The organism is Shewanella sp. FDAARGOS_354 (assembly GCF_002209245.2).
Taxonomy (GTDB): domain Bacteria; phylum Pseudomonadota; class Gammaproteobacteria; order Enterobacterales; family Shewanellaceae; genus Shewanella; species Shewanella xiamenensis.
In genome coordinates this window covers 4,437,107-4,462,483 of sequence record NZ_CP022089.2, presented here as the reverse complement: position 1 = coordinate 4,462,483, position 25,377 = coordinate 4,437,107, and the positions used below count along the sequence as shown (strand labels likewise).

General features: G+C 46.1%; 24 protein-coding genes. 11 read left to right on the top strand and 13 right to left on the bottom strand.

All coding sequences use genetic code 11. The annotated features are described in order from the left end of the window. Positions 1–26: 26 nt before the first annotated feature. The 3 genes from cpdA to nudF are packed head-to-tail and all read right to left on the bottom strand — an operon-like array spanning position 27 to position 1,934. Positions 27–863, bottom strand: a complete 837-nt coding sequence (cpdA, locus tag CEQ32_RS20110) for a 3',5'-cyclic-AMP phosphodiesterase (RefSeq protein ID WP_055647702.1) — start codon at positions 861–863, stop codon at positions 27–29. A gap of 15 nt (positions 864–878) precedes the next feature. Further along, complete coding sequence (locus CEQ32_RS20105; RefSeq protein WP_037422150.1) at positions 879–1,319, bottom strand: DUF1249 domain-containing protein; 441 nt, start codon at positions 1,317–1,319, stop codon at positions 879–881. Positions 1,320–1,331: 12 nt separating this feature from the next. After that, a complete protein-coding gene (nudF, locus tag CEQ32_RS20100; protein ID WP_037422148.1) occupies positions 1,332–1,934 on the bottom strand; it encodes an ADP-ribose diphosphatase in 603 nt (200 codons plus the stop codon). A gap of 241 nt (positions 1,935–2,175) precedes the next feature. Here nudF and tolC point away from each other — a divergent pair, with 241 nt between their 5' ends. Then, positions 2,176–3,483: an outer membrane channel protein TolC gene (gene tolC / locus CEQ32_RS20095; protein ID WP_037422145.1), complete on the top strand. Its 1,308-nt coding sequence runs from the start codon at positions 2,176–2,178 to the stop codon at positions 3,481–3,483. 66 nt (positions 3,484–3,549) lie between these two features. Here tolC and CEQ32_RS20090 read toward each other — a convergent pair whose 3' ends face one another. From CEQ32_RS20090 to CEQ32_RS20080, 3 genes are read right to left on the bottom strand one after another with little or no spacing between them, the layout of a single operon-like run. Continuing rightward, complete coding sequence (locus CEQ32_RS20090; RefSeq protein ID WP_037428021.1) at positions 3,550–4,287, bottom strand: TIGR04219 family outer membrane beta-barrel protein; 738 nt, start codon at positions 4,285–4,287, stop codon at positions 3,550–3,552. Positions 4,288–4,289: 2 nt separating this feature from the next. Further along, positions 4,290–5,258 carry a DUF2333 family protein gene (locus CEQ32_RS20085; RefSeq protein ID WP_037422138.1) on the bottom strand — a complete coding sequence of 323 codons (969 nt, stop codon included), beginning with the start codon at positions 5,256–5,258 and terminating at the stop codon, positions 4,290–4,292. Between the two features lie 11 nt (positions 5,259–5,269). Further along, positions 5,270–5,752 (bottom strand): copper chaperone PCu(A)C, encoded by a 483-nt coding sequence (locus tag CEQ32_RS20080; protein WP_037428023.1) that lies wholly within the window; start codon positions 5,750–5,752, stop codon positions 5,270–5,272. A gap of 34 nt (positions 5,753–5,786) precedes the next feature. Between CEQ32_RS20080 and CEQ32_RS20075 the strand changes: the two genes are divergently transcribed. Next, entirely contained in the window at positions 5,787–6,524 is a 738-nt protein-coding gene (locus tag CEQ32_RS20075; protein WP_055647701.1) for an enoyl-CoA hydratase-related protein, read from the top strand. 139 nt (positions 6,525–6,663) lie between these two features. Here CEQ32_RS20075 and CEQ32_RS20070 read toward each other — a convergent pair whose 3' ends face one another. The 5 genes from CEQ32_RS20070 to CEQ32_RS20045 all read right to left on the bottom strand — a co-directional run bounded on the left by CEQ32_RS20070 (position 6,664) and on the right by CEQ32_RS20045 (position 11,687). Beyond that, positions 6,664–6,864: a PspC domain-containing protein gene (locus tag CEQ32_RS20070; RefSeq protein ID WP_037422129.1), complete on the bottom strand. Its 201-nt coding sequence runs from the start codon at positions 6,862–6,864 to the stop codon at positions 6,664–6,666. Positions 6,865–7,008: 144 nt separating this feature from the next. Continuing rightward, the gene (locus tag CEQ32_RS20060; RefSeq protein WP_055647700.1) at positions 7,009–7,302 is read right to left on the bottom strand and encodes a hypothetical protein; all 294 of its coding nucleotides are present in this window, start codon (positions 7,300–7,302) and stop codon (positions 7,009–7,011) included. A 207-nt stretch (positions 7,303–7,509) separates the two neighbouring features. Beyond that, positions 7,510–8,457, bottom strand: coding sequence for a tRNA dihydrouridine(20/20a) synthase DusA (gene dusA / locus CEQ32_RS20055; protein ID WP_264291160.1), 948 nt, complete (start codon positions 8,455–8,457; stop codon positions 7,510–7,512). 289 nt (positions 8,458–8,746) lie between these two features. Continuing rightward, on the bottom strand, positions 8,747–9,421 hold the full coding sequence (locus tag CEQ32_RS20050; protein WP_055647698.1) for a Fe2+-dependent dioxygenase: 675 nt from the start codon (positions 9,419–9,421) through the stop codon (positions 8,747–8,749). 73 nt (positions 9,422–9,494) lie between these two features. Continuing rightward, positions 9,495–11,687 carry a TonB-dependent receptor gene (locus CEQ32_RS20045; protein ID WP_088586697.1) on the bottom strand — a complete coding sequence of 731 codons (2,193 nt, stop codon included), beginning with the start codon at positions 11,685–11,687 and terminating at the stop codon, positions 9,495–9,497. 557 nt (positions 11,688–12,244) lie between these two features. On the opposite strand from CEQ32_RS20045, the gene CEQ32_RS20040 reads away from it, so the two are divergent. Further along, entirely contained in the window at positions 12,245–12,709 is a 465-nt protein-coding gene (locus CEQ32_RS20040) for a chemotaxis protein CheX (protein ID WP_037422113.1), read from the top strand. Between the two features lie 169 nt (positions 12,710–12,878). On the opposite strand, the gene alr is transcribed toward CEQ32_RS20040, so the two are convergent. Together alr and dnaB are read right to left on the bottom strand one after the other, a co-directional pair. After that, positions 12,879–13,955 (bottom strand): alanine racemase, encoded by a 1,077-nt coding sequence (gene alr, locus CEQ32_RS20035; RefSeq protein ID WP_088586696.1) that lies wholly within the window; start codon positions 13,953–13,955, stop codon positions 12,879–12,881. Between the two features lie 76 nt (positions 13,956–14,031). Then, on the bottom strand, positions 14,032–15,438 hold the full coding sequence (gene dnaB, locus CEQ32_RS20030; RefSeq protein WP_037422109.1) for a replicative DNA helicase: 1,407 nt from the start codon (positions 15,436–15,438) through the stop codon (positions 14,032–14,034). A 123-nt stretch (positions 15,439–15,561) separates the two neighbouring features. Here dnaB and CEQ32_RS20025 point away from each other — a divergent pair, with 123 nt between their 5' ends. The 8 genes from CEQ32_RS20025 to hydF all read left to right on the top strand — a co-directional run bounded on the left by CEQ32_RS20025 (position 15,562) and on the right by hydF (position 25,377). Further along, positions 15,562–17,760 (top strand): S46 family peptidase, encoded by a 2,199-nt coding sequence (locus tag CEQ32_RS20025; RefSeq protein ID WP_088586695.1) that lies wholly within the window; start codon positions 15,562–15,564, stop codon positions 17,758–17,760. 899 nt (positions 17,761–18,659) lie between these two features. Then, complete coding sequence (hydA, locus tag CEQ32_RS20020; protein WP_069454275.1) at positions 18,660–19,892, top strand: iron hydrogenase large subunit HydA; 1,233 nt, start codon at positions 18,660–18,662, stop codon at positions 19,890–19,892. Positions 19,893–19,904: 12 nt separating this feature from the next. Next, complete coding sequence (hydB, locus tag CEQ32_RS20015) at positions 19,905–20,225, top strand: iron hydrogenase small subunit HydB (protein ID WP_023268564.1); 321 nt, start codon at positions 19,905–19,907, stop codon at positions 20,223–20,225. A gap of 13 nt (positions 20,226–20,238) precedes the next feature. Next, positions 20,239–20,922, top strand: a complete 684-nt coding sequence (locus tag CEQ32_RS20010; protein WP_037427165.1) for a cytochrome b/b6 domain-containing protein — start codon at positions 20,239–20,241, stop codon at positions 20,920–20,922. Between the two features lie 69 nt (positions 20,923–20,991). Next, positions 20,992–22,431 carry a [FeFe] hydrogenase H-cluster radical SAM maturase HydG gene (gene hydG / locus CEQ32_RS20005; RefSeq protein ID WP_088586694.1) on the top strand — a complete coding sequence of 480 codons (1,440 nt, stop codon included), beginning with the start codon at positions 20,992–20,994 and terminating at the stop codon, positions 22,429–22,431. Beyond that, positions 22,432–23,070, top strand: coding sequence for a hypothetical protein (locus CEQ32_RS20000; RefSeq protein ID WP_055647691.1), 639 nt, complete (start codon positions 22,432–22,434; stop codon positions 23,068–23,070). Then, positions 23,070–24,152: a [FeFe] hydrogenase H-cluster radical SAM maturase HydE gene (gene hydE, locus CEQ32_RS19995; RefSeq protein WP_082389637.1), complete on the top strand. Its 1,083-nt coding sequence runs from the start codon at positions 23,070–23,072 to the stop codon at positions 24,150–24,152. Before CEQ32_RS20000 ends, hydE begins: the two co-directional genes overlap by 1 nt. Beyond that, complete coding sequence (gene hydF / locus CEQ32_RS19990; RefSeq protein ID WP_055647690.1) at positions 24,136–25,377, top strand: [FeFe] hydrogenase H-cluster maturation GTPase HydF; 1,242 nt, start codon at positions 24,136–24,138, stop codon at positions 25,375–25,377. Before hydE ends, hydF begins: the two co-directional genes overlap by 17 nt.

The window sequence follows — 25,377 nt, the reverse complement described above, 5'->3', positions numbered from 1 at the left end:
AGTTCCTCAAGCTGCGGTCACTCGCGTTAATAACCGCTGGAATCTTTATCGGGGGAAAACAGATTTCCCGGTACGCGATACACATTAGTGCTGATGCTACCATCGGCCTTGAGCTCCAGCAAACGATAACCGGGTTGCAGTCCATCGAGGGCAAAATAAGGCGATTGCGGTTTAAACTGGATACAAGTAGAAGGTGTCGCCATTAATTGCAACGCACCATGTGGACCATCGTAAAGGCTATCCAATTGTTGATGCACATGGCCCCACAGCAAAGCTTTGACCTGCGGGTATTGAGCGACACACTTTAAAAATTCCGTCCCATTATCCATGCAGTGTTGGTCTAACCAAGCACAATTAACCAAAATAGGATTATGATGCATCACCAGTAAAGTATGGCGGTCTGGATGTGCGGCTATAGCCTGTTCAATGAGTTCGAATTGACTCGCGGCCATATGACCACCAGGTTTTCCTCTCACGGTGGAATCCAGCATCAAAATTTGCCATTTACCAACTAAAATACGTTGCTGGCCAAAAATCCGCTCGCCCTGCATATGCAAAAACATGATCCGCGGATCATCATGATTACCCGGAAGATAATGGCAAGGTAAATTGAGCGGGGCGACCGCTGACACAAATTGGCGATAAGACTCAGGGGAATAATCTTGACTTAAATCACCTGTGGCAAGCATAAGATGCGCAGGGTAATTAACGGCGCGTATGGTATTGAGTACCGCGGCCAAACTTTTGCTGGTATTAACACCAAGTAGCTGAGCTTCAGGATCGGCAAAGAGGTGCGGGTCAGTGACTTGCACTATGCGCACACTTTCATCAGCTACAGAGTAAGAGATAGCCTCTTTCAGCACATTGAATACCCAATTCTAAGACTGGCAAACCAAACGTTGTTGGCCACCAATCTTCAATAATTCTCCCAGGAATGCATTTACCTGGTACTTCTCATCACTATGATACATACGTAAATTGGGATAATCATACACTGGGCGCAGTTGGTAAATCTGTTGACCAGTTAACACTTCTGCTAATTTAGCATCATGATAAATTCTCACTAACACCTTGGGAATATTAACAAACTCCACTATTTGTAGTGGGCGTGAGATTTCAACTAATTGAGTATATTTGGTATTTTCTAAAATACGGATAACTAATACACCAAATTCACCTTCAAGTTGCCAAGATTGACCCACAGCAATATCCAGTGGCAACCACTTTTGCATATAGCCATAGTTACGCCCGCATAGCGCTAAAAAGTCGCTCACGTTGGGTTGATAACGCGGTTTTTGATGTGATGTTGAATGCGCCAAACCTTTTCCAACCTAAACCAGTTGCTGATAGTTTAATTGCAACCACTGCAATCCAATAACGGTCGATGCATTGTCTATTTCGCCATTAACGACACCGTGATAGGCAACCTCACGGTCTACAACATGCAATCGAATATCTTCGTGTTCGTCAGCTAATCCATGCAAACCTTGGGCTTGTGATGAATCCACCTCAGCCCAATAAAAATAGAAACGTTCAGTACTGCCACCAGGGCTTGCAAGATAACTGCTCACAAAATGGATGTGGCGAGCGGTCAAACCAGTTTCTTCTAACAACTCGCGGTGCGCGACATCCTCTGGCGTTTCGTCGGGCGCAATCATACCCGCGACTAACTCCATAAGCCAAGGAGATTTAGTGGTTGCTAATGCAGGAAACCTAACTTGCTCAATCAACACAACCTTATCGCACTTAGGATCATAGGGCAGCACAACGACTGCATGGCCACGTTCAAAGACCTCACGGGTGACAGGCTGACTCCAGCCTCCAGCAAATAGCTTATGTTTGAAGGTAAATTGCTCTAAGGCAAAAAAGCCTTGATATAGCGATTTTTTTTCGAGGATTTCAATATCTGTTTGCGAAAAAACCTGAGGCTTCATATCTTATCCTTAACAGTTAAATTTTCGCCTATTATCAAGGCAATTTGGCTCATTTTTAAATAAAATCTGTTACACTTCGCAGTTGACTTGAACGTGTGGGAGTTTTTAGACTCTACGTCATTAAGTTTTAGCTGTATCGGGAAGCGTCGGGAAGCGCAAACCGCCTTGGTAAAGGCATTACTTAGTCTAAACGAAGTTATATATTTCTCCTTTTGGAGATTTTGTCTAATAAGGACAGCAAATGAAATTTAAGATCCGTTCTCTATGCGTAGCATTAACTCTAGCCGCTTCCGCTCCTGCGGTTCAAGCAGATGATTTACTGCAAATTTATCAACAGGCACTGACAAGTGACCCACTCGTGTTGCAAGCGCAAGCGCAACGTAACGCTTTGTTTGAAAAGATTGAACAAAATCGTGCGCCACTGTTACCGACTATCAGTGCAAACGTGGGCTATGACAAGGCATGGAATGATCCTCGAGATGATAGCAGCGGCCTGACTGGCAACCTAAAGCTCAATCAAGTCATCTATGACCATAGTGCTTGGGTAGGTTTAAGCCTTGCGGAGAAAGCCGCTTCTCAAGCTGACTCAACCTATGCATCGGCACTGCAAAATTTGATCACTCGCGTGACTAAAGCCTACTTTGATGTATTAACGGCCAAAGATAACTACGAGTTCCAAGGTGCAGAAAAACGCGCGATTGAGCGTCAACTTGAGCAAACTAAACAACGTTTTGCCGTTGGTTTAACTGCGATTACTGACGTTCATGAAGCTCAAGCACAATATGACTTAGCCTCAGCCTCTGAAATTTTGGCAGAAAATACCCTTGCCAATAGTTATGAAGCACTGCGCGAAATCACGGGTATCGATCACAAAGCCTTAAACGTACTCGACACTAACCGCTTCTCAGCAGTCACACCAGCACCGAGTTCATCTAGTGATTGGTTAAAAATTGCCGAGACCAATAGCGTCGATCTAATGACTCAACGTATTGGCAAAGATATCGCTCAAGAGACCATTAGCCTCTATAAAGCAGGCCATATGCCATCACTAAGCTTAAATGCTGGTTATAGCAAAGGTTTAGAGCAAAAATTAGGTAATTCGAATGAACCTGATTTTGACAACATGAGCGCAGGCATTAACTTAAGTATTCCGATTTTTGAAGGCTTTAAAGTCTCATCACAAGTCAAAGAAGCGCAGTTCCAATATGTTGAGGCAAGCGAGAAGTTGGAACAAACCTACCGTAGCGTAGTGAAAAACGTTCGTAATAACTACAACAACGTGGGGGCGTCAATCAGCTCTATCCGTGCTTACGAACAGTCTGTAATTTCATCTGAAAGTGCATTAAAGGCTACGCAAGCAGGCTTCGAAGTTGGTACTCGTACTATTGTTGACGTATTGAACCGTACACGCGATCTGTACGACTCAAAACGTAAATTATCAGATGCGCGTTACAGCTACATCAACTCGATTGTTGCACTGAAACAAGCAGCGGGTACATTAAACGAAGATGATGTTATTGCTATTAACAACGGCCTAAAAGCTGAATAAGTTAAGCAATATTGTCCAATAAAAAAACCGCCAAGATTGGCGGTTTTTTATTGTCAGAATTACGACTTAGAAGTCAATTTCGACGCCAGCGAAATAGCCATCAAACTTTGAGTCAGCACTAATGCCAGAGAAATTATTCACATCAAAGGCAAACTCACGATAGCCAACGCGCACACGGGTATCCACCGCAACACCATCAAACTGCCAGCCTAAACCGACCGCATAATCGTGTACATTCGACTCATTCACCCCAAGCATTAAATCTGCAAAGCCAAATAAGCCTAAACCCGGCATGCTCACATGGGTACTGGCGTACCCCATAACAATTCCGCTATCTACGTCTTTCTCTTCTGGATGACCTGCATCTTGGACACGCAGAGAGCCATTCATCAACTTATAAGCTGCGCCCAAATCAAAAGATAAAATATCGTTATCCAGCAGTTCGTAATACAACACAAAATCGGTGTTGCTCAGATCGGTATAACTGGTCACATTACCTTTAAAATCATGACCATTAAAGCTGAAATCAGCGTTCGCCAAGCTACCTTTTTGATCAAGACTGTTTTCACGAATTTTCAGATTTGGCACAAAAGGCAGTGGGTGTTCAACGGCAAACCAATAGCTACCCTGCGCTGATGAGCTGTAGTCAAAACCTTGTTGTGGCTGACCTTTATCGGAAAAAGTACCGCTAGTATCGGCGCGCCAATAATCGCCACCTATTTTAAAACCAACCACAGTGGCCGCGTGAGCTGATGTAGCCATTATGCAGCCTAATACTGCACTGGCCAGGAGTATTTTTTTCATAATTAACCTTGAGATAGCAAGTTCGTTAAATCAATCACCGCGGCATTTGCACGGGATACATAGTTAGCCATAACCAATGAATGATTAGCGACTAGACCGAAACCACTGCCATTAAGCACAACAGGGCTCCAAACCGTTTGCTGAGTTGCCTCTAGTTCACGAATGATCTGTTTTAGGCTCACTTCAGCATTTTTCTTTTTCAGCACGTCAGCAAAATCGACTTCAACTGCACGCATAAAATTCAGTAATGCCCATGAGGCGCCGCGGCTCTCATAAAACACATCATCAATTTTCCACCAGCTGGTTTTCACCTGATGGCTGGCTAAATTAGGGGTTGATTGACGCGCAGCATTATCCCCCGCTAAATCGGTGTTAAGACGTTCTTGACCTACACTTGCAGATAACCGTTGCGACATACTGCCTAAACGTTTTTGCACTTCTTTGAGCCACTCATTAAGGTTATCTGCGCGGGCATAAAACTGTGCATCTTGATTATTCGGGTCCATCATTCGCGCCCGGTACAACTTAAGTAGCTTAATACCATCGCGGTATTCGCTTTCAGCACTGGGAACTAACCAACTGGTATGGTCGATGTTCAACTTAGCCTGCGCTTCACTCAAATCTTTATCAGCGGTAGATTGCGACTGTGAACGGCTAAACTCTTTACGCATAATCAGCGCCAAATCACGCGCTTGCTCTAAAGCGCCATACTCAAAGGCGGGCATGTTATCCATAAAGATTGAGGGTGGCATAACATCATTCGATAGCCAACCACCTTGCTTATCCAGCAGCGTTTCAACAGTCATAATCAAAGAGGTTGTGGTCGCATAACCAACAACATTCTTTTCTGTGGCAGTAAGCTGTTGTGGCGTCAGCGGATCAGGCTCGATACTCCACCAGACACTCACAACATAACCAATTAAAACAACGCATAAACTAACTCCAGTGACCTTCTTCCATGTGATTTGCATCAAGCGACTCCTTAATGATGGTGATGATGCTCGGGTTCAGCAGCATTCTCGGCCTGCTTAGCGACAGGCAATGTAATCGTCATTTTTTCGCCATCGTTAAACTCTAATTGCAGCTTAACTTGCTGATCTAACACTAATGGAGCCTTAAGCCCAATTAGCATGACATGCTCCCCCGATGGCATCAGGGTTAATTTTCCATGGGATGGAATATCAAAGCCTTCAACATGGCGCATTTTTACCATACCTTGCTCTTCAATAATGGTATGCAATTGCGCTTCGTTCGCTACGTCGGTTGTCACGCCAATCAAGCGTACGGCTTTATCGTTGTGATTTTCGAGCGTAAAGTAAGCGGCGGTATTTGGAACGGTATCAGGCATTGCACGTACATGACCTTCAGTCATCACTACGTTGGCGAAAACAGAAAATGAGGCACAGGATAAGGCAACACAATTAAACATCTGTTTGAATATCGGTTTCAATGTCTTAAACTCCATGTCTACCCAATGTCGTCGTAAAGGAAAACAACCCATGAGTCATATACAGGTTCGGGATGATCAGGGCGTTCGTGTTATCAGCTTTAATCGCCCAGATAAACGCAATGCACTTGATCTTAATATGTATAAACAACTGACAGAATACCTGATCGAAGGTGAAGCAGACAACGACATTCGTGCCTTTATGCTCCATGGTGAAGATAATTGTTTCACCTCGGGCAATGATGTTGCAGACTTTTTGAAAAATAGTGACTTAGGGCCAAACCATCCTGCGGTACGCTTCTTATTTTGTTTATTAGAGCTCAAAAAACCACTGGTCGCTGCCGTTTCTGGTGCGGCTGTTGGTATTGGTACCACTGTGCTACTGCATTGCGATTTAGTTTACGCAGACAATACAGCTAAGTTTCAACTGCCCTTTGTTAATTTAGCCTTGGTCCCTGAAGCGGGCGCGAGTTTACTCCTACCCGAATTAGTGGGTTATCAAAAAGCAGCTGAATTATTGCTGCTCGGAGAAAGTTTTGATGCTGATACCGCCCACAGACTGAACATCATTAACGGTGTGATCGCCCAAGAAGAGTTATTGGTTTATGCCTTTAACCAAGCGAAAAAACTAGCCAATCAACCACCGCAGGCGCTGCAAATTACCCGTCAGTTGATGCGACCACATAAAAACCGTGTGCAACACCAAATGCATCAAGAATTAGAACAATTTAGTGCAAGACTTAAAAGTGATGAAGCAAAAGCCAGATTCCAGGCTTTTCTTAAAAAGTGATACTCACTTAGCAAGTGCTCATTATTGGCATGAGGGTCAATGTGCCCTCTTGTTGATAGCATCTCGCTAACGATTGTGGCCATAAACGTGTATAGGCTGTCCCATTAATGTCCCACAATCTAGAGTACAAAAACTTGGCTTAAATCGGTCTTTTCCATTGTTCTACAAGCAAAGCCAACACAAAATACACCAGTAGACTCACGCCTGGCATAAACAGAATTGCCCCCGCCCATACCACTCGCGTCCAAAAACAGGACCAACCAAATTGCCACGCCATACCTGATGCAACACCACAGACCAAACGTTGTGAATTGTTCATTCGTATTTGCGCTCGTTTCATTTTGAACTCCAAAATTTTATGAGTTACTTATCGCTGACACTATGCCACTGAAACCAGCAGATAATGCCTGAAAACAACGCGAGGCTAATCACTGGTAGCAGTAGCAAAGTCATTAGAGGTGCTACAAACCACATAGGCAGATCCTTACTTATTCGCGCTCAATTCACCTGTGGTTGCCGAATCAGTTTGGGTATCCGCGCTCAGTGTTAATTGACTATTAAAGTCATAGATACTTTCAGCCAGTTGCGTTTGCAGCGATAACACCAATTCACGCTTTGTATTCACTAACAACTCCTGCGCTTGGGTGCTAAGAGTTTGCTCAATGGCGCTCATAACATCAGATACAGGAGCCGCTTCAGCATGTGCTGTAACACTCGCCATTAATGTACCGAATAACACACTCACTTGAACTGATTTTTTAACATTTGAAGTAAACATGATGTCGTCCCTTTCGATTGATTAACTTGACATAGGGACTATTACAAAGGGCGTGCCAACTTACCAAATAAGACTTAACACACTAATTTAATTAGATTTAAAAATTTATTTTAAGCTAGAACGAGATAAGCGAGATATTTAGGAAAGGTAAAGTGGTGAAAAATACTACAACGTTTAGTGAATCTCACCACTTTTTAAATCGAATGATTATTGAGCAATTATTTCTGTTTGAATACTCAAATAAGCCTGCTTTACCACCTCTATGCCCGCACCGTTTTTATGGGCGTTTTCGCTTAAATAACGACGCCACGCACGGGCACCAGGCAAACCTTGGAATAAGCCAATCATATGGCGAGTGATATGATTTAGGCGTCCGCCCGCCTGCAAGTGAGCCTCGATATAGGGCACCATCGCCTCAATCACAGCCTCACGGCTAATCACCGTCTTCTGGCTGCCGCAGAGCAGTTGGTCAACCTGCGCCAACATATAAGGATTCTGGTAAGCCTCACGTCCTACCATCACACCATCTAAGTGCTGCAAGTGGGTTTGGGCCTGTTCAAGGCTAGTGATGCCACCGTTAATGCTGATATTAAGCGTCGGATAATCACGTTTGAGTTGATAAACACGTTCGTAGTCTAAGGGCGGGATCTCGCGATTTTCCTTCGGGCTTAAGCCTTGCAGCCAAGCCTTACGCGCATGGATTATAAACTCACCACAGCCTTTAGCCATGACAGTATCAATAAAGTGAGTCAAAAACTCATAGCTATCCTGCTCATCGATCCCGATGCGCGTTTTTACCGTCACAGGAATATCAACCACTTGCTTCATGGCATCGACACATTCAGCCACCAGCTCAGGTTCAGCCATCAAACAGGCTCCAAAGCGACCATTTTGCACCCGATCCGAAGGACAGCCCACATTGAGATTCACTTCATCATAACCGCGCTCAGCGGCCAGTTTGGCGCAGCGCGCAAGTTCAGCAGGATTAGAGCCGCCTAATTGTAATGCCAGAGGATGTTCCTCTTTGTTATAGGCAAGATAATCGCCACGGCCATGCAAAATCGCGCCGGTGGTCACCATCTCGGTATACAGCAAAGCATTAGCCGACATTAAGCGCGCAAAATAACGGTAATGACGATCCGTCCAATCGAGCATCGGTGCAATGGAAAAGGTGCGGTCGAGCTGTAGACCATCATTAAGATTATTTTTCAACACGTGACTATCGACTCAAGTAATTAAAATTTGCCAGTAAGTTCAAACTTTGAGGGATAAAGCGCCTTAACTTAAGCAGCAGATGAGCAATACAGCGCCAGCGTAAAAATACAAAAACAGTAAACGAGTTAACGTTTACTGTTTTATTGCCCCTCAGAGCAAGCGGGATTATACCCTAAACCACCTGCTTTGTGGAGATAATGCAGGAACAGGAGCCGACTCTGAACCAAAGCTACAACTCGCTCCAACGCCTGAGCAAGTTATGATAAACACCCGTTAGATTAAACAGCTCTTGTTCAGGCGCGGCCTGCAACGTCAAAGATTGAATCGATTGATCGAGTTGAAATAACAAGCGGCGCTGCCCCTCATCGCGCACCATGCTCTGTAGCCACATAAAGGCGGCGGTTCGCTCACCTGATGTGACAGGCGTAACCTGATGTAAACTCGTTGACGGGTATAACACCAAAGATCCCGCCGCCAGCTTAATGCTTTGCTGGCCATAGGTATCTTGGATGACCAGCTCACCACCTTGATAAGTGTCTGGTTCGCTTAAAAATAAGGTGGCAGACAGATCGGTACGCACCATACCGTCACTCGTCGAGCGAATTGCATTGTCGATATGATAACCAAAGGTTTCTCCACCTTGATAACGATTAAACAAGGGCGGATAAAACTGTAATGGAAGTGCTGCCGAGACAAATAAAGGATGAGCTAACAAGCGCTCCATAATCAATTCACCGATACCAATCGCAACGGGATCGTCTTTATCCAACTGCTGATTGCGCTTACGGGTACTCGCCATCACGCCTGATGTTTGATTGCCATCAATCCAAGTGCGAGCATCGAGCTGCTCCCGTAACTGATTGACTTCTTGTTTTGAAAAAACATGAGGAATTTCAATAAGCATCTTCAAACCTTAAGGAAAGCATAAACATCAAAGGCAGCCCTAGGGCTGCCATTCAAATCGTCATTCACTGATATTAAAAGTGCATATCGGCACTTAACATCACCAAACGTCCAGGCGCCATATTGGCAAAGTGCGCGGTGTACGCTTTATCGTAATAACGCTCGTCCGTTAGATTTTGAACGTTCAGGCGTAAGGTCAAGAATTCGCTCATCTTATAGGATGAGGTCAAATCAAAACGCCAGTAAGACGGAATTGACAGCGTATTAGCCGTATTGCCATACACTTTGTCCATATAATAGGCACCCGTGCCGACCGTTAACTGCTCGGTAATATCGTAAGTTGTGAATAAGCTAAGACTATTTTTGGCTGTATTAGGGAAGCGATTACCATTAAGCGCAGCGTTGTAACCATTGCTTTCGAGGGTAGCGTCCAAATACGTATAACCACCAAAACCATGCCAATCTTTAGTAAAGTCACCGGAAAAGCCGATTTCAAAGCCTTTGACTTTTTGCTCGCCGACGTTTTCCTGCGGTGCATTACGATCGCCAGAGGTCGCAACGCGGGCATTGTTTTTCTCGATTTGGAATACAGAGCCATTCAGAGATAAACGCCCCTCCCAAAGATCCCATTTAGTGCCTAACTCGTAGCTTTCGGTGTCTTCTGGTTCTAAATCGGCGTTAGTGCTACCAAGACGATCTGCCCCATCTCCGTTAGACGTGCCAGGTGGATTAGAGGAAGTGCCCCACGCAGCGTAGATACTGCCATTTTCTGCGGGCTTATATAGCACCGACAATTGGTAGTTGAAGAAATCAGCATCATTGCTGAATCGAGAGGTTGAGTTCTCAGCACTGGTGGTATAGTCATCCCAGCGGATACCTGCGTTAACCATCCATGCTTCAGTTAACTCAATCGTATTAAAGGCATAGATAGAGCGAGTATCGGTTTCAGTCACTGTCGCATCGGTACCGAGTGTAATCGTACCAACCCAAGGATCGTGGGGATTCGGATTATCCAGCAACGTACAGTTGTAGTTATCCAGCATTGCCTGATTACAACCCGCGTTGCGACCATTGCCCGTATCGACGGTGTAACTCAAATTGCTAGTACGTTCGTTACTGAGTTCAGTACCGACTGCAAAACGGTTAGTCATTCCTGCAAGTTTTGCTTCACCCGAGAGTTGCAATTGAGTCGCTAGGGTTTTAGTGACCGAATGGCGCGACTTAGTGTTTCGCCAAACATAACCATTAGCCACGTTGCCAGTGGTGTCGTCTGGGTTAGTCACAATATAGTCATTGCTGTTACGGCTATAGATAGACGTCGAAGTGAACTGCATGTCGTTGTTAAAATCATGGCTGATCAACACCGAAGCTGTATCGTCCATCGTATCGCGAAAATCCCGCGATAATAAGCCATAGAAATTGTCGGGATCGACATCGGCAGGTTTGCCTGTCGCCTGATCGTAGGGAATACCATAATCAGGAATATCATGGTTTTCAAAATGATAATATTCAAGGGTCACTTTAGTTGGCGTCGTTAACCCAAAGGTAACAGACGGTGCAACGCCCCAACGATTACCTGTGACCTCATCACGTCCAGGAGTGTTGGCATCGTGAGCCATCATGTTGACACGAACCGCAGCTTCATCGGTAATCACATGGTTAATATCAACATTGGCACGTTTGAGGGCATCAGTCCCCACGGCAACATCGGCGTTAATAAAATCTTCAGCCTGAGCTTTTTTGGTCACAATGTTAATGCTACCGCCAACCGCGCCACGGCCGTTATAGACAGAGCTTGGGCCTTTCAGGACTTCAATTTGTTCAATGTTAAAGGTTTCACGGCTTTGTGAACCCACATTACGCATACCATTGATAAAAGTAGAGGATTGAGCATCGTATCCACGAATAAACGGCCTATCACCGTAGGGGTTCCCCCCTTCGCCAGTACCCAAGGTAATACCAGGCGTCGCTCGTAGCGCATCAGTAAAACTCTGCGCGCCCATATCTTTGATCAGATCTTGATTGATGACTGTTACAGTTTTCGCAGTATTGAGCAGGTCTTCGGTAAATTTACCCGATTGTACTTTGCGGGTGTTATAACCCAAGTACTCACCATTGACTTCAATATGTTCAACTTTTTTATCTGCGACTTGTGCCTGCTCCGCTGCCATAGCAGGGATAGCAGAAACCGCCATCCCTATGGTTAACGAACCTAAAACATGGGCACCAAGCGTGACTCGACCATTGCGACGTTTTGCAAATTTCATTTAAAGCATTCCTGTTGCGGACTAAACCCTGTAACAGATGTCCCCCACCTGTTAATCGCCCGCTAATATATGTAAAATTATTTTTGTGATCAATAATTATTATCATTTACATTATAATTTAATGTAAATCACAGTTTAAGCCGTTTATAGTTGTTAGGCATAGCAAAACGACTGTAGCTACATTGGTAGGGTTAAAGATACGCCTATGATAGAAATGAAAATTTCCTTCAAAAATCTTTCGCATACATTCAAGCTATCGCACTCATAGCCTAACGGCATGCTCATTCGAATCATCAACCTTTCGGTGGAAACGTGCCTTTAGACTCATTGAGGGGACATGCAGAATACGCGGCTCTTTTACCGCTTGTAGCGTGGCTTTTGGTAAAAAGACTTTTACGATAAATAACAAGAAAATCGTGAAATTAACCTCACATTTCCATTTGTGTCATCTAAGCTGATAGAGTGTGATTAAGATTGCTGTGGTCAAGCCACTTTTCGACTACCCTTAATTACGTGGTGACCATAAGGCTTAAGTTCATAAGAGGACACACTGAAGCATGAACGTCAATTTTATTAATCCTTTTTTGCAGTCGCTGCTCAATGTTATTTCGACCATGGCCAGCCTAGAGCTCACGCCAGGTAAACCCCAAATCAAAACTGACAACTTAGCCAAAGGCGATGTATCAGGTTTGATTGGTATGGTTGGGCCACAAACCAAAGGCTCACTTTCAATTACGTTTGAGCAAAAACTGGTACTGCAAATCATGCAAAATATGCTGGGCGAAAACCCCGGCAAAATAAATGAAGAAGTAACCGATCTGGTGGGTGAAATCACTAATATGGTTACGGGGGGCGCAAAAAATCTTTTAGGACAAAAGGGTTACGAATTCGAAATGGCAACACCAATGGTCGTTTCAGGTCAAGGGCATACAATTTCCCATAAAGCCAACGGCACCAAAATTATCATGCCATTTACCAGTTCTTACGGAACTGCATTTATCGAAGTTTGCTTCGAAAATTAATTAAATATCATAAGTTTGTAGGAAAATATTGGATGTTTGGTTGGCTGTAACGGGTACGCTTTGCTCCACTAGAGCGAACCTGATAGCCAAATCAGTAAATCGATTAACTGTATGCTAGATAAAGAAAAACGGCGCATTAGCGCCGTTTTGTCATTCTAATTTGAGCAAACTATGCTAAGCAAACAGCTACTCTTGGAGTCAGTTTAGTCACTAATTCATAGGCGATGGTACCAATGTGTTCGGCCACCTCCTCTACGGGTAAAGCCTGCCCCCAAAGTAGCACATCATCACCGACTTGATCCGCCGCGTCTTGGCCTAAATCTACGGTTAACATATCCATAGATACGCGGCCAACAATCGGCACTCGGCGACCATTTATCCATACAGGCGTGCCTTCAGGCGCATTCCGCGGATAGCCATCACCATAGCCAATCGCGACAACCCCAAGGCGAGTATCTTGTTTGGCTGTCCAGTAACAACCATAACCTACAGGTTGACCCGCTTTATGATCACGCACCGCGATCAAACGTGAGACTAAGTTCATCGCGGGGATCAAACCATGGTTCGCACCGCAATCTCCTGTGACAGGAGATACGCCATAGAGCGCAATGCCTGGACGGATCCAATCCCCTTGGCTTTTAGGCCAATAAAGCGCACCCGCCGAGTTGGCTAAGGTTCTAAACCCAGGTAAATCCGCAGTTAACTGGTTAAAGGTTTGCATTTGTACTTGAGTGTAATGATTATCTGGCTCATCGGCACAGGCAAAGTGGGTAATCAAATGAATAGGTTTGGCAACATTTTCGCAGGCTGCCAAACGCGCATAAACCGCAGTGAATTGTGCAGGCGTGACCCCTAAACGATGCATCCCCGAATCGACTTTTAGCCACACGGTGACAGGCTTCGTTAAGTGTGCCTGTTCTAACATCTCGATTTGCGATTCGTGGTGCACCACAGTATCGATATCGTGCTCCACCAACAAAGGTAAGTCGGTGCTGCGAAAAAAGCCCTCCAGCAATAATAAACGCGCCTTAATACCACCTTCGCGCAGTTCTAATGCCTCTTCCAAACGGGCTAAGCCGAAGCCATCGGCAGTATGTAAACAATGAGCGACATTTAATAATCCATGACCATAACCATTGGCTTTCACCACCGCCATCACTTGGCTGCTGCTCGCCTGTTGGCGTAAAACGGCGAGGTTGTTTTGCAGTGCAGTACTGCTAATTTCTGCTCGAGGAAAAGGTTTCAAAATTTGCCTTGTCTATTTGGAAAAGTCTGGAAATAAAAAGAATACATAAGCTTTGCTTATCTTCTAACACCGGGAATTAATCTTCTTCAAACTGAGGACCAGCATAGTTATCAAAACGGGAAAACTGGCCTTGGAAGGTCAAGCGCACACGTCCAATGGGGCCGTTACGCTGTTTACCGATAATGATTTCCGCCGTGCCCTTATCGGGAGAGTCGTTGTTATACACCTCATCACGGTAAATAAACATGATGAGATCCGCATCCTGCTCAATAGAACCTGATTCACGTAAGTCCGAGTTCACAGGGCGTTTATCGGCACGTTGTTCGAGCGAGCGGTTAAGCTGGGAAAGTGCGATAACGGGGATTTCTAATTCTTTAGCTAATGCCTTAAGAGAACGAGAGATTTCAGCAATTTCAAGGGTACGATTGTCCGATAATGCCGGCACTTGCATCAGCTGCAAGTAGTCGACCATGATCATCGATAATCCGCCATGCTCGCGGGCAATACGGCGGGCACGGCTGCGCACTTCGGTCGGCGTTAAGCCTGAACCATCATCGATATACATCTTGCCTTGCTCAAGCATAATGCCCATGGTCGAGGATACCCGCGCCCAATCCTCATCATCGAGTTGTCCGGTACGGATTTTGGTTTGATCAACGCGCCCTAAAGAGGCCAACATACGCATCATGATCTGTTCTGAGGGCATCTCGAGGCTGAAAATAAGCACGGGCTTGTCTTCATTCATCGCCGCCTGTTCGCACAGGTTCATCGCAAAGGTCGTTTTCCCCATCGACGGACGCGCCGCCACGATGATCAAGTCACCGGATTGAAAGCCTGCTGTCATTTTATCGAGATCAGTAAAGCCACTCGATACCCCGGTTACACCGTTGTGGGGGTTGTTGTAGAGCTGCTCAATCTTATCAACGGTTTTTTCGAGAATGGTTTTGATGCCTTCAGGGCCTTCGTTAGCATTGGTGCGCTGCTCGGCAATTTTAAAGACTTTGCTCTCGGCTAAATCGAGTAGAGCGCTGGAATCGCGGCCTTCAGGGTTATAACCCGCATCGGCAATCTCATGGGCAACGCGGATCATCTCACGTACGACTGCGCGCTCACGGACAATTTCAGCATAGGAAACAATGTTGCCCGCACTCGGGGTGTTTTTGGCAATCTCGCCCAAGTAGGCAAAGCCGCCCGCTTCTTCAAGTTGGTTTTCAAGCTCAAGCTGTTCAGAAACCGTAATTAAGTCGATAGGTTGGCCTGTTTCAACTAAACGGTGCATGGCGGCGAAAATCATCCGGTGCGAGCGAGAATAAAAATCCTCTTTAACTACCGTTTCGGCTACTTTATCCCAAGCGTCGGCGTCTAACATGAGGCCACCTAATACCGATTGTTCAGCCTCAATTGAATGCGGCGGTAGCTTGAGGCTATCGACCTGCAAATCCCTTGGCTTACTCTTAGGCTTAAAAGCACCTTGTTGTGACATTAACACTCCCGATTTCCAACAACTTAACAAAATATGATATAAAACCCCGTCAAGCAAACAGGTGGTTTACACTGGCCTGTTATCTCACCCAACGGATACTCAAACTAAAAATAAGGAAAGAACATGCGTATTGCATTGGTTGCAGCCTTAGTACTGACCTCTGGCATTGCAACAGCCGATGAAGGGCAATGGCAACCTTATCAAATGCCTTCTATTGCAGACAAACTCAGCGCGCGTGGAATTGATATTCCCGCAGATAAGCTGGCCGATCTCACCAGTTATCCAATGAACGCCGTTGTCGGGCTGGGCTATTGTACCGCCAGTTTTGTCTCGCCCCAAGGGCTAGTTGTGACAAACCATCATTGTGCCTACAAGGCGATACAATATAACACTAAGAAAGAGCATAACTATCTCGAACAAGGCTTTTTAGCCAGCTCAATGGATAAAGAACCGTCGGCCGGTCCCAATGAGCGTTTATACATCACCGAAGCCGTGACCAATGTCACCGCTGAGGTCACCAAAGACTTAAGCCAAGATCCACTCAAACGCTACGAAGAGATTGAGAATCACAGCAAAGCCTTAATCAAAAGCTGTGAAGCCGATGATAATTACCGCTGTAACGTTCGCAGCTTCCACAATGGCTTGGAATATTACCTCATCAAGCAATTGATGATCCGCGATGTGCGCCTAGTGTATGCACCACCTGAAAGTGTTGGTGGTTACGGTGGTGATATTGATAACTACGAGTATCCACGCCACTCGGGTGATTTTGCCTTCCTACGGGCTTATGTGGGTAAAGACGGAAAACCTGCGGCTTTCAGCGAAGATAACATTCCTTATACGCCCAAAAGCTATTTAAAAGTGAACGCCGATGGCGTGAAAGCCGGCGATGGCGTGTTTGTGGCAGGCTATCCTGGCACGACCAACCGTTACAATCTCACTAGCGAGCTTAAATTTGCCAGTGATTGGGTGTATCCAACTCAGGCAAAACGCTATCAATTACAGATTGATACTATCGAAGCCATGGGTCAGGAAGATGCCGACATCGCGATTAAATATGCGGGCAATATGGCGTCTATGGCGAACCGGATGAAAAAGCTCAACGGTCTGCTGGCTGGCTTTAAAGCCACAGATATCGTCGGCATTAAGCAGCAACGTGAAGATGACTTTCTGGCTTGGTTAAAGAAAAACTCTAGCCTTAATCAAAATCTTATCAGCGAACTAGAAGTGTTACTGGCCGAGCAGCAACTGCAAACCCAAACCAATTATTACTTCACCAACGCCCAATCGAGCACACTGCTCACTGCGGCCAACAACCTCTACCGCTTAGCGAAAGAAAAGCAAAAGAGCGATGCCGAGCGTGAAATCGGTTACCAAGAGCGCGACTTAGCCATGTTCAGCTCGCGCTTAAAACGTATCGACTCTAGTTTTGATGTTAAAGTCGATAAAACCCTCTGGTTACAAGATTTAAATGCTTATTTATCGCAGCCAAACCGTGTTGCGGCCTTAGACAATATGCTGAATTTGGACGATAAAAACGTCAGTCTAGAGGCTAAACTCGACGGCCTGTATTCGCTGACCACTCTGACAGACCAAGCGCAACGTTTGGCCTGGATGAACGCCGATGCCAAGGCCTTCGAAACCAGCAGCGATCCGTTTATCCGCCTTGCAGTCGCGCTGTATGACACCAATATGGCGCAGGAAAAAGCAGAAAAAATCCTTGCAGGTAAATTGTCTACCGCTCGCCCAGCCTACATGGCAGCCGTTATCGACTACTACAAAGCCAACAATTGGCCAGTGTATCCCGATGCTAACGGTACGCTACGCATCAGCTACGGTATGGTCGATGGTTATCAATCCCGCGATGCGCTGTACAAACAGCCATTTACACGTCTTGATGGGATAGTAGCTAAGCACACCGGTGTTGAGCCCTATAATGCCCCGAAAAAATTGCTCGATGCGATTCACGAGCAACGTTTTGGCGATCACTTAGTGAAATCTGTCTACCAAGATCCCCGTGGCTGGATTTGCCGTCTGTTTTCTTGCTTGGACAAGCCAGAAGAATTCAACTCAGTACCAGTTAACTTCTTATCGAGCGTAGATACCACAGGTGGCAACTCAGGCTCACCCGTATTTAACGGCAAAGGGGAACTTGTAGGACTTAACTTCGACTCCACCTACGAAGCAATTACTAAGGATTGGTTTTTCAATCCCACCATCACCCGTGCCGTGCACGTGGATATTCGTTATATCCTATGGATGATGGATGAAGTTGACCATGCCGATAATCTGATTAAAGAACTGGATTTAGTAAGAAACTAATTATTATTAATCTGTCATGATTAATGATAATGGAATTAACTAGGGCGTGTTGACGTTTCGAGATTAGATTTTGTTCGTTCTGGCAAGCTCGTGCTCGCGAAACGAGGAATGATGTGTAGTTATTCTACTCAAATGACGAGTGACAAAGAGCAAGGGCTTGCCAGACGAACCCTTCGGGCAGCATTTGGCTGGCTTTTCTGCCGCGTTATCGTCCGTTTATGTAGAATAACTACACTGCACGGACTTTGCCTTGCATAAAAGCCAGCCTAATTGCTGCAAAAATAACCATGAAACGTCAACACGCCCTAATATGAACCGTTTAATTTAATCAATATAAATTAAGCATCTTTAAAAACCGTCCAAGAAATATTCCTTGGACGGTTTTTATTTTATGTAATTTATCAATTTGTGATCTGCCGCATTATCAATTCACCAAAAACTCAATCAAAGCGTCTTAATTAGTATTATTTAAAGCAAGACTACACATGGACAATTTGTCCAACCTAAAAATAAAATCTAGTGATAAAAGCCACATTAACCAACAAATTTCAATCTAAGCCTTTAAAACACTACAAATAGTGATAGGCAAACGCAAAAATAACAATAAAACACTGTATTTAAATAAAAAATACAAAATCCGCCGCTATAAAATTAACCAAGATTGTTATTTTTATTTCTCAAAAAAACTCAAAAAACGCAAATAATACTATTAAAAACACCTGTTTTATCAAAAACCATAAAACTTGATCACCATCATGTTTTTCATAGGTTCAATTTCCTATCATCCAGCCGCCTAAAATTTCACAAATTAAATGTAACCGTCAACATAAGCACTTAACAAACACATTAAATAACACTGAAAATATAATTCAGGTTGAAAATGAGGAACGCAAAATCCTATGACAGCGACAACTTATCAACCAGGAGAAATCCGAGGGCTGATCAAGATTAATGCATCCAAATGCAAAGGATGTGATGCTTGCAAACAGTTCTGCCCAACCCACGCCATTAATGGTGCCTCGGGTGCAGCGCACTCTATCGATGAAGATAAATGTTTAAGTTGCGGACAGTGTTTAATCAACTGCCCCTTTAGCGCTATTGAAGAAACCCACAGCGCCCTTGAAACCGTGATTAAAAAACTCGCCGATAAGAATACCACCGTCGTTGGCATTATCGCGCCTGCGGTACGGGTGGCGATTGGTGAAGAATTTGGCTTAGGCACGGGCGAATTGGTGACGGGTAAACTTTATGGCGCCATGAATCAGGCGGGCTTTAAGATTTTTGATTGTAACTTTGCCGCCGATCTCACCATTATGGAAGAAGGCAGTGAGTTTATTCATCGCCTCCATGCCAATGTCAAAGGTGAAGAAAATGCAGGTGCATTGCCGCAGTTCACCTCCTGCTGCCCGGGCTGGGTACGCTACCTCGAAACCCGCTACCCTGCACTTTTACCTAACCTGTCAACCGCCAAATCGCCCCAGCAAATGGCCGGAACGGTTGCCAAAACTTACGGCGCCAAGGTGTATCAAATGCAGCCGGAGAATATTTTCACCGTCTCTGTGATGCCTTGTACCTCGAAAAAACTCGAAGCCTCACGCCCCGAATTTAACTCGGCTTGGCAATATCATCAGGAACACGGGGCTAACACGCCTTCGTACCAAGATATTGATGCCGTGCTCACCACAAGGGAAATGGCACAGTTACTCAAACTGCTTGATATCGATCTCGCTAATACCGCGGAATATCAAGGTGATAGTTTGTTCTCTGAATACACAGGCGCGGGCACTATTTTTGGTACAACCGGCGGGGTGATGGAAGCGGCACTGCGTACCGCCCATAAAGTGCTGACTGGCGCTGAAATGGCTAAGTTGGAATTTGAACCCGTACGTGGACTAAAAGGGGTGAAATCAGCCTCTGTCAGCCTGTTTGATACCCAGCTTAAACAAAATGTGACCGTCAATGTCGCCGTAGTGCATGACATGGGCAACAACATCGAACCCGTGCTACGCGATGTGATGGCAGGCACCTCTCCCTACCACTTTATTGAGGTGATGAACTGCGCAGGTGGTTGCGTTAACGGTGGAGGTCAACCTATTGAGGGTAAAGGCTCTTCATGGCTTGGTAACATTTAACGGGAAACAGAAATGAACAAGAAAAAACACCTATTTGCCGAGGACAGTTTCTTTCTGTCACGCCGTAAATTTATGGCTGTCGGCGCCGCGTTTGTGGCTGCGCTCGCGATCCCTATCGGCTGGTTTACCAGCAAACTTGAGCGCCGGAATGAATACATTAAGGCCAGAAGCCAAGGGTTATATAAGGACGATAGCCTAGCGAAAAAACGTGTCAGCCACGCCAACCCCGCAGTTGAAAAGTACTACAAAGAGTTCGGTGGCGAGCCATTAGGACATATGTCCCACGAGCTGCTACACACCCACTTTGTCGATCGCACCAAATTAAGCTCTTGATTGGAGATGAGAAATGCATCAAGAACATGATATGAGACCCATTTTAAAACATCCGCTAAACGTCAGGATCTTCCACTACATCCTGCTGCTCAGCTTTTTGCCATTAGCCGCGACAGGTTTGTTATTGTTTTTTAAACCGCTTTCCCAAGAAGGTATGCAGCTAACCTATGATGTGCACATTATTGCAGGGATTGTTATGGCCCTCGATGCTGTGGCATTTACCATCATGGCATTCGATCGAGTGGTACTGTTTATCGCCCGTGTGTTTAGTTTCTCAGGGCGCGATGTGAAATGGTTTATGGTGTTAGGCGGCTACCCACAGAAATTCTTACTGGGTAAAAAAGTGCCTATTCCACCGATGAACAAATACAACTCAGGCCAAAAACTCTTTGGTGCCTGCGTACTGATTGGCGGCACAGTGCTTATCCTCTCTGGTCTAGTGCTATGGCTTATCCCCCACGCTGCGCCGCGGGATATAGTGTGGTTTTTAGGTCAGGCTCATTTAGTGTCAGGCTTAGTGTTAACCGCCTTTTTACCCGTGCATCTTTTCCTCGCGGTGTACCGCTTTGATGATTTCAAGGCCATGATGATCCACGGTAATGTGCCTTACCATGATGCCGCTGAGTACACCCCTCTGTGGGTTAAAAATGAAATTGCCCCCGTCGCCACTAACGGTGAACAACTGACAAGCAAATAGCTAAGTCTCCAGCGGCAGTTGCTCACAACTGCCGCATTTTCGCATTCATACTCAAGGGCATAGATAACCATGAGCACACACGAGCATCATTCCATTACCGTCACTGACTATAATCCCAACGTCAGCTTTATCGACGATCAAGCGATTTGGCAGACCATTGACGACGCCAGTCATCCAAGTCGCGAGCAAGTCCTCGCCATTCTCGACAAGGCGCGCCAGTGTGAAGGCTTAAGCATTAGCGAGACCGCCATTTTGCTGCAAAACCAAGATAAGGCCCTGGATGAAGTACTCTTTGCCGTCGCCCGTGAGATTAAGAACACCATTTACGGCAACCGTATTGTGATGTTTGCGCCGCTGTATGTCTCGAATCATTGCGCCAACAGTTGTAGTTATTGTGGCTTTAACGCCGATAACCATGAGCTCAAACGTAAAACCTTAAAACAGGATGAGATCCGCCAAGAAGTTACGATCCTTGAAGAAATGGGTCACAAACGGATCCTTGCTGTCTATGGCGAGCATCCACGCAACAATGTGCAAGCCATTGTTGAAAGTATTCAAACCATGTACAGCGTTAAGCAGGGCAAGGGCGGAGAAATTCGTCGTATCAACGTCAACTGCGCGCCAATGAGTGTGGAGGACTTTAAGCAACTTAAAACCGCGGCGATAGGCACTTATCAATGCTTTCAAGAAACCTATCATCAAGACACCTACAGCCAAGTCCATCTTAAAGGTAAAAAAACCGACTTTTTATACCGCCTCTACGCCATGCACAGGGCGATGGAAGCAGGAATCGACGATGTCGGTATCGGCGCGCTCTTTGGCCTGTATGACCATAGATTTGAGCTGCTCGCCATGCTCACCCATGTTCAGCAACTCGAAAAAGACTGTGGCGTTGGCCCACACACTATCTCCTTCCCGCGGATTGAACCTGCCCATGGTTCGGCTATCAGTGAAAAACCGCCCTATGAGGTCGATGATGACTGCTTTAAGCGCATTGTTGCCATCACTCGCCTTGCCGTGCCTTATACCGGGCTGATTATGAGCACGCGGGAAAGTGCGGCGCTGCGCAAAGAACTGTTAGAACTCGGGGTTTCACAAATCAGCGCAGGCTCGCGTACCGCACCGGGTGGTTATCAAGACAGCAAACAAAATCAACATGATGCCGAGCAATTCAGCCTTGGTGATCAACGAGAGATGGACGATATTATTTATGAGCTAGTGACTGATTCAGATGCTATTCCCTCTTTCTGCACGGGTTGTTACCGCAAAGGACGAACTGGCGATCACTTTATGGGATTAGCCAAACAGCAGTTTATTGGCAAATTCTGCCAGCCCAATGCCTTGATCACCTTTAAGGAATATTTGAACGATTACGCCAGTGAAAAGACTCGCGAGGCCGGTAACGCCCTGATAGAGCGAGAACTGGCTAAAATGAGCCCGTCACGGGCGCGCAATGTGCGCGGCTGCTTGCAAAAAACCGATGCGGGTGAACGGGATATCTATCTATAAATGGCATCTTATCTATTCTCAGATCTCGGCGTGCAGTTGCATTTCGGCCTTAACACTAGCGCCTTACTCAATGCGATAGAACGCGCTGATGAAATCGTGCTACACGCGGCCATTTACAGTAATTTTGCCGATAATGCCGTAGGGCAGTTGTTATTGCAGCGGCTACAAAACGCCAGCTTAAAGCAACTCACCCTGATTAAGCTTGAGCCCACTCGTCTATGGCGGGATGAGTTTGCCACCATCCTAAGGCCCGAGATGCCGCTGCAAGAGGTTGAGCAGCTGTATGATATTTCCCGCCACTGGTGCGCCGAGCTTAAAACGCAGTTTCCTGAGACAGTCAATTTAGTGTCGACCCCAGCGCTACCACTGCAACCTATATTGCTGATTGGCGATAGACTCTTTGTCGGCCACTACGCCCATAGCCATACCACTTCAGCTCAGGGGCTTTGGCTGGAGTTTGACATCCTTGCTTTAGGCCTTGCGCCAAACAGCTTAATCGATTGGTTTGATACAGGCATCCCCAGTGAGCAAAACTCCGCGGTAGAAGTGGCCCTAGGCCGTTATGTTGATGAATGCCGCCGCGCAGTGGGCGATCTTTGGTATCAGAGCTTGATTGAGCTAGATAAAGGGCGTAACTAATGATCACTCGCCCTAGCCCGCCAGCGCCAGTCACTCAGCCAACGTCCGTTAAACCGACCTTGCTTAAGCCCACAGCGTTTTCCTATGCCGAAATCCTTTCGCTACTTCAGGGGCAAGACGATGAATGGCTATTTAGTCGCGCCCAGCTCGCCACTAAATTGCAATTTAATCAACAGGTGTATTTACGCGGCATTGTCGAGTTTTCGAATCACTGTCGTAACCACTGCCATTACTGTGGTTTACGCACCGAAAATCGGCAGGTAACACGCTATCGACTCTCAAACGAAGAAATCCTTAACGCAGTGGATAGCATTGCCGAGCTGGGACTAGGTACTGTAGTGCTGCAATCGGGGGATGATTTTAGCTACAGTTGCAAGCGCATCAGTAGCCTTATCAGTGAAATTAAGCAGCGCCATAACCTAGCAATCACCCTCTCCCTCGGTGATCGCAAACATCATGAGTTGGAAAGCTGGCGAGAGGCGGGTGCCGATCGCTATTTACTCAAAATGGAAACCTTCGACCGCGCCCTCTTTGCTCGGTGTCGCCCTAAAGCCAATTTTGACGAGCGCATTGCAAGGCTCAATTATCTTAAGTCTCTGGGATATCAAACTGGCTCAGGGATTATTGTCGATTTACCGGGAATGACTGATGCGATTTTAGCGTGTGATATTCAGCATTTATCGGAGTTGCAGCTTGATATGCTGGCCTGCGGCCCCTTTATTGCCCATAACCAAACACCGTTTGCGACTTCCCCCAATGGCAGCGCCCTTAAGAGTCATAGGGTTAGCGCTATTTTGCGACTGATGAATCCGGGGGCGAATATTCCTGCCACCAGTTCCCTCGACGCCCTCGAAAAAGGCGCAAGGGAACTGGCACTCAAACGCGGATGTAATGTGCTTATGCCCTCCTTCACCCCAGCACAAGTCAGTGGCGATTACAGCATCTATCCTGGAAAAAACCAGCAAAAAAACCCAGCAGCAGAGCGACTTAACCAAGTCTGCCAGCAAATTCAACGCCACGGGCTAATCCCCTCCTTTAGCCGTGGTGATTCAAAAAGGACCCAATATGTGTCAAGGCATTAATCCACAAGAGCATAGCCAAACCCAATCGGCACCAAGAGGAATGCGCTACCATATCGCCTTGGTCGGTCGGCGTAATTCTGGGAAATCCTCCCTACTTAATATGATCGCAGGGCAACAGATCTCGATAGTATCCGATATTAAAGGCACAACCACAGATGCCGTGGCCAAGGCCTATGAGTTACAACCCTTAGGGCCAGTGACCTTTTACGATACCGCTGGCATAGACGATGAAGGGACATTAGGAATGATGCGAGTGAGCGCCACTCGCAGAGTGTTGTTTCGCTCCGATATGGCACTCTTAGTCGTTGATGAGCACGGGCTGTGCCCCTCAGACATGGCATTAATTGACGAAATACAGCAATTAGAAATGCCAATACTTGTGGTATTCAATAAGGCCGATATCTGCACCCCCAAAGCTGAGGATATTGCCTTTTGCCAGACTCAATCCTTACCCTTTATTGTGGTCTCAGCCGCAACAGGTCTTGCGGGTAAACAACTTAAGCAGTTGATGGTCGAATTAGCACCTGCGGAGTATAAGCAGGAGCCGCTCCTAGCTGGCGACCTCTATCAAGCAGGTGACGTTATTCTCTGTGTCGTCCCTATCGATATGGCCGCACCTAAGGGGCGTTTGATCCTGCCACAGGTGCAGATACTGCGTGAGGCGCTTGATCGCAGCGCCATCGCAATGGTCGTCAAAGAAACAGAACTAACGCAGGCATTATCAGTGGTTACGCCTAAGCTGGTGATTTCTGATGCTCAAGCGATTAAGCAAGTCGCCGCCACAGTGCCAGACGCAGTCCCTCTCACCACCTTCTCAACCTTATTTGCCCGATTTAAAGGCGATTTAGCCGTTCTCGCTGCGGGAGCTGATGCTTTAGATAAATTGCAAGATGGTAATAAAGTGCTCATCGCCGAAGCCTGTAGTCACAATGTGCAGGAGGACGATATTGGCCGAGTTAAACTTCCCCGCTGGATAAATAGCTACACCGGCAAACAACTCCAGTTTGTAGTTACATCTGGGCACGACTTTCCCGATAATTTAGAACAATATGCCCTCGTCATCCACTGCGGCGCTTGTATGTTTAACCGCAATGAAATGCTCCGTCGCATCCGTGAATGTCAACGGCGGCAGGTGCCTATCACTAACTATGGGGTGGCAATTTCTAAATTACAGGGCGTGCTACCGCGAGTACTTGCGCCTTTTAACAACAGTCCGCAGCAATAA

What these genes read in the sequence shown, in the direction of transcription:
- hydB (WP_023268564.1), top strand. Translation starts at nt 19,905, where the DNA reads ATGAACAAGAAAAAACACCTATTTGCCGAGGACAGTTTCTTTCTGTCA.
- hydF (WP_055647690.1), top strand. Translation starts at nt 24,136, where the DNA reads ATGTGTCAAGGCATTAATCCACAAGAGCATAGCCAAACCCAATCGGCA.
- CEQ32_RS20090 (WP_037428021.1), bottom strand. Translation starts at nt 4,287, where the DNA reads ATGAAAAAAATACTCCTGGCCAGTGCAGTATTAGGCTGCATAATGGCT.
- tolC (WP_037422145.1), top strand. Translation starts at nt 2,176, where the DNA reads ATGAAATTTAAGATCCGTTCTCTATGCGTAGCATTAACTCTAGCCGCT.
- dusA (WP_264291160.1), bottom strand. Translation starts at nt 8,457, where the DNA reads ATGCTCGATTGGACGGATCGTCATTACCGTTATTTTGCGCGCTTAATG.
- CEQ32_RS20085 (WP_037422138.1), bottom strand. Translation starts at nt 5,258, where the DNA reads ATGCAAATCACATGGAAGAAGGTCACTGGAGTTAGTTTATGCGTTGTT.
- CEQ32_RS20075 (WP_055647701.1), top strand. Translation starts at nt 5,787, where the DNA reads ATGAGTCATATACAGGTTCGGGATGATCAGGGCGTTCGTGTTATCAGC.
- CEQ32_RS20000 (WP_055647691.1), top strand. Translation starts at nt 22,432, where the DNA reads ATGGCATCTTATCTATTCTCAGATCTCGGCGTGCAGTTGCATTTCGGC.
- CEQ32_RS20010 (WP_037427165.1), top strand. Translation starts at nt 20,239, where the DNA reads ATGCATCAAGAACATGATATGAGACCCATTTTAAAACATCCGCTAAAC.
- dnaB (WP_037422109.1), bottom strand. Translation starts at nt 15,438, where the DNA reads ATGTCACAACAAGGTGCTTTTAAGCCTAAGAGTAAGCCAAGGGATTTG.
- CEQ32_RS20080 (WP_037428023.1), bottom strand. Translation starts at nt 5,752, where the DNA reads ATGGAGTTTAAGACATTGAAACCGATATTCAAACAGATGTTTAATTGT.
- CEQ32_RS20025 (WP_088586695.1), top strand. Translation starts at nt 15,562, where the DNA reads ATGCGTATTGCATTGGTTGCAGCCTTAGTACTGACCTCTGGCATTGCA.
- CEQ32_RS20045 (WP_088586697.1), bottom strand. Translation starts at nt 11,687, where the DNA reads ATGAAATTTGCAAAACGTCGCAATGGTCGAGTCACGCTTGGTGCCCAT.
- hydA (WP_069454275.1), top strand. Translation starts at nt 18,660, where the DNA reads ATGACAGCGACAACTTATCAACCAGGAGAAATCCGAGGGCTGATCAAG.
- CEQ32_RS20060 (WP_055647700.1), bottom strand. Translation starts at nt 7,302, where the DNA reads ATGTTTACTTCAAATGTTAAAAAATCAGTTCAAGTGAGTGTGTTATTC.
- hydE (WP_082389637.1), top strand. Translation starts at nt 23,070, where the DNA reads ATGATCACTCGCCCTAGCCCGCCAGCGCCAGTCACTCAGCCAACGTCC.
- CEQ32_RS20050 (WP_055647698.1), bottom strand. Translation starts at nt 9,421, where the DNA reads ATGCTTATTGAAATTCCTCATGTTTTTTCAAAACAAGAAGTCAATCAG.
- CEQ32_RS20040 (WP_037422113.1), top strand. Translation starts at nt 12,245, where the DNA reads ATGAACGTCAATTTTATTAATCCTTTTTTGCAGTCGCTGCTCAATGTT.
- CEQ32_RS20070 (WP_037422129.1), bottom strand. Translation starts at nt 6,864, where the DNA reads ATGAAACGAGCGCAAATACGAATGAACAATTCACAACGTTTGGTCTGT.
- hydG (WP_088586694.1), top strand. Translation starts at nt 20,992, where the DNA reads ATGAGCACACACGAGCATCATTCCATTACCGTCACTGACTATAATCCC.
- nudF (WP_037422148.1), bottom strand. Translation starts at nt 1,934, where the DNA reads ATGAAGCCTCAGGTTTTTTCGCAAACAGATATTGAAATCCTCGAAAAA.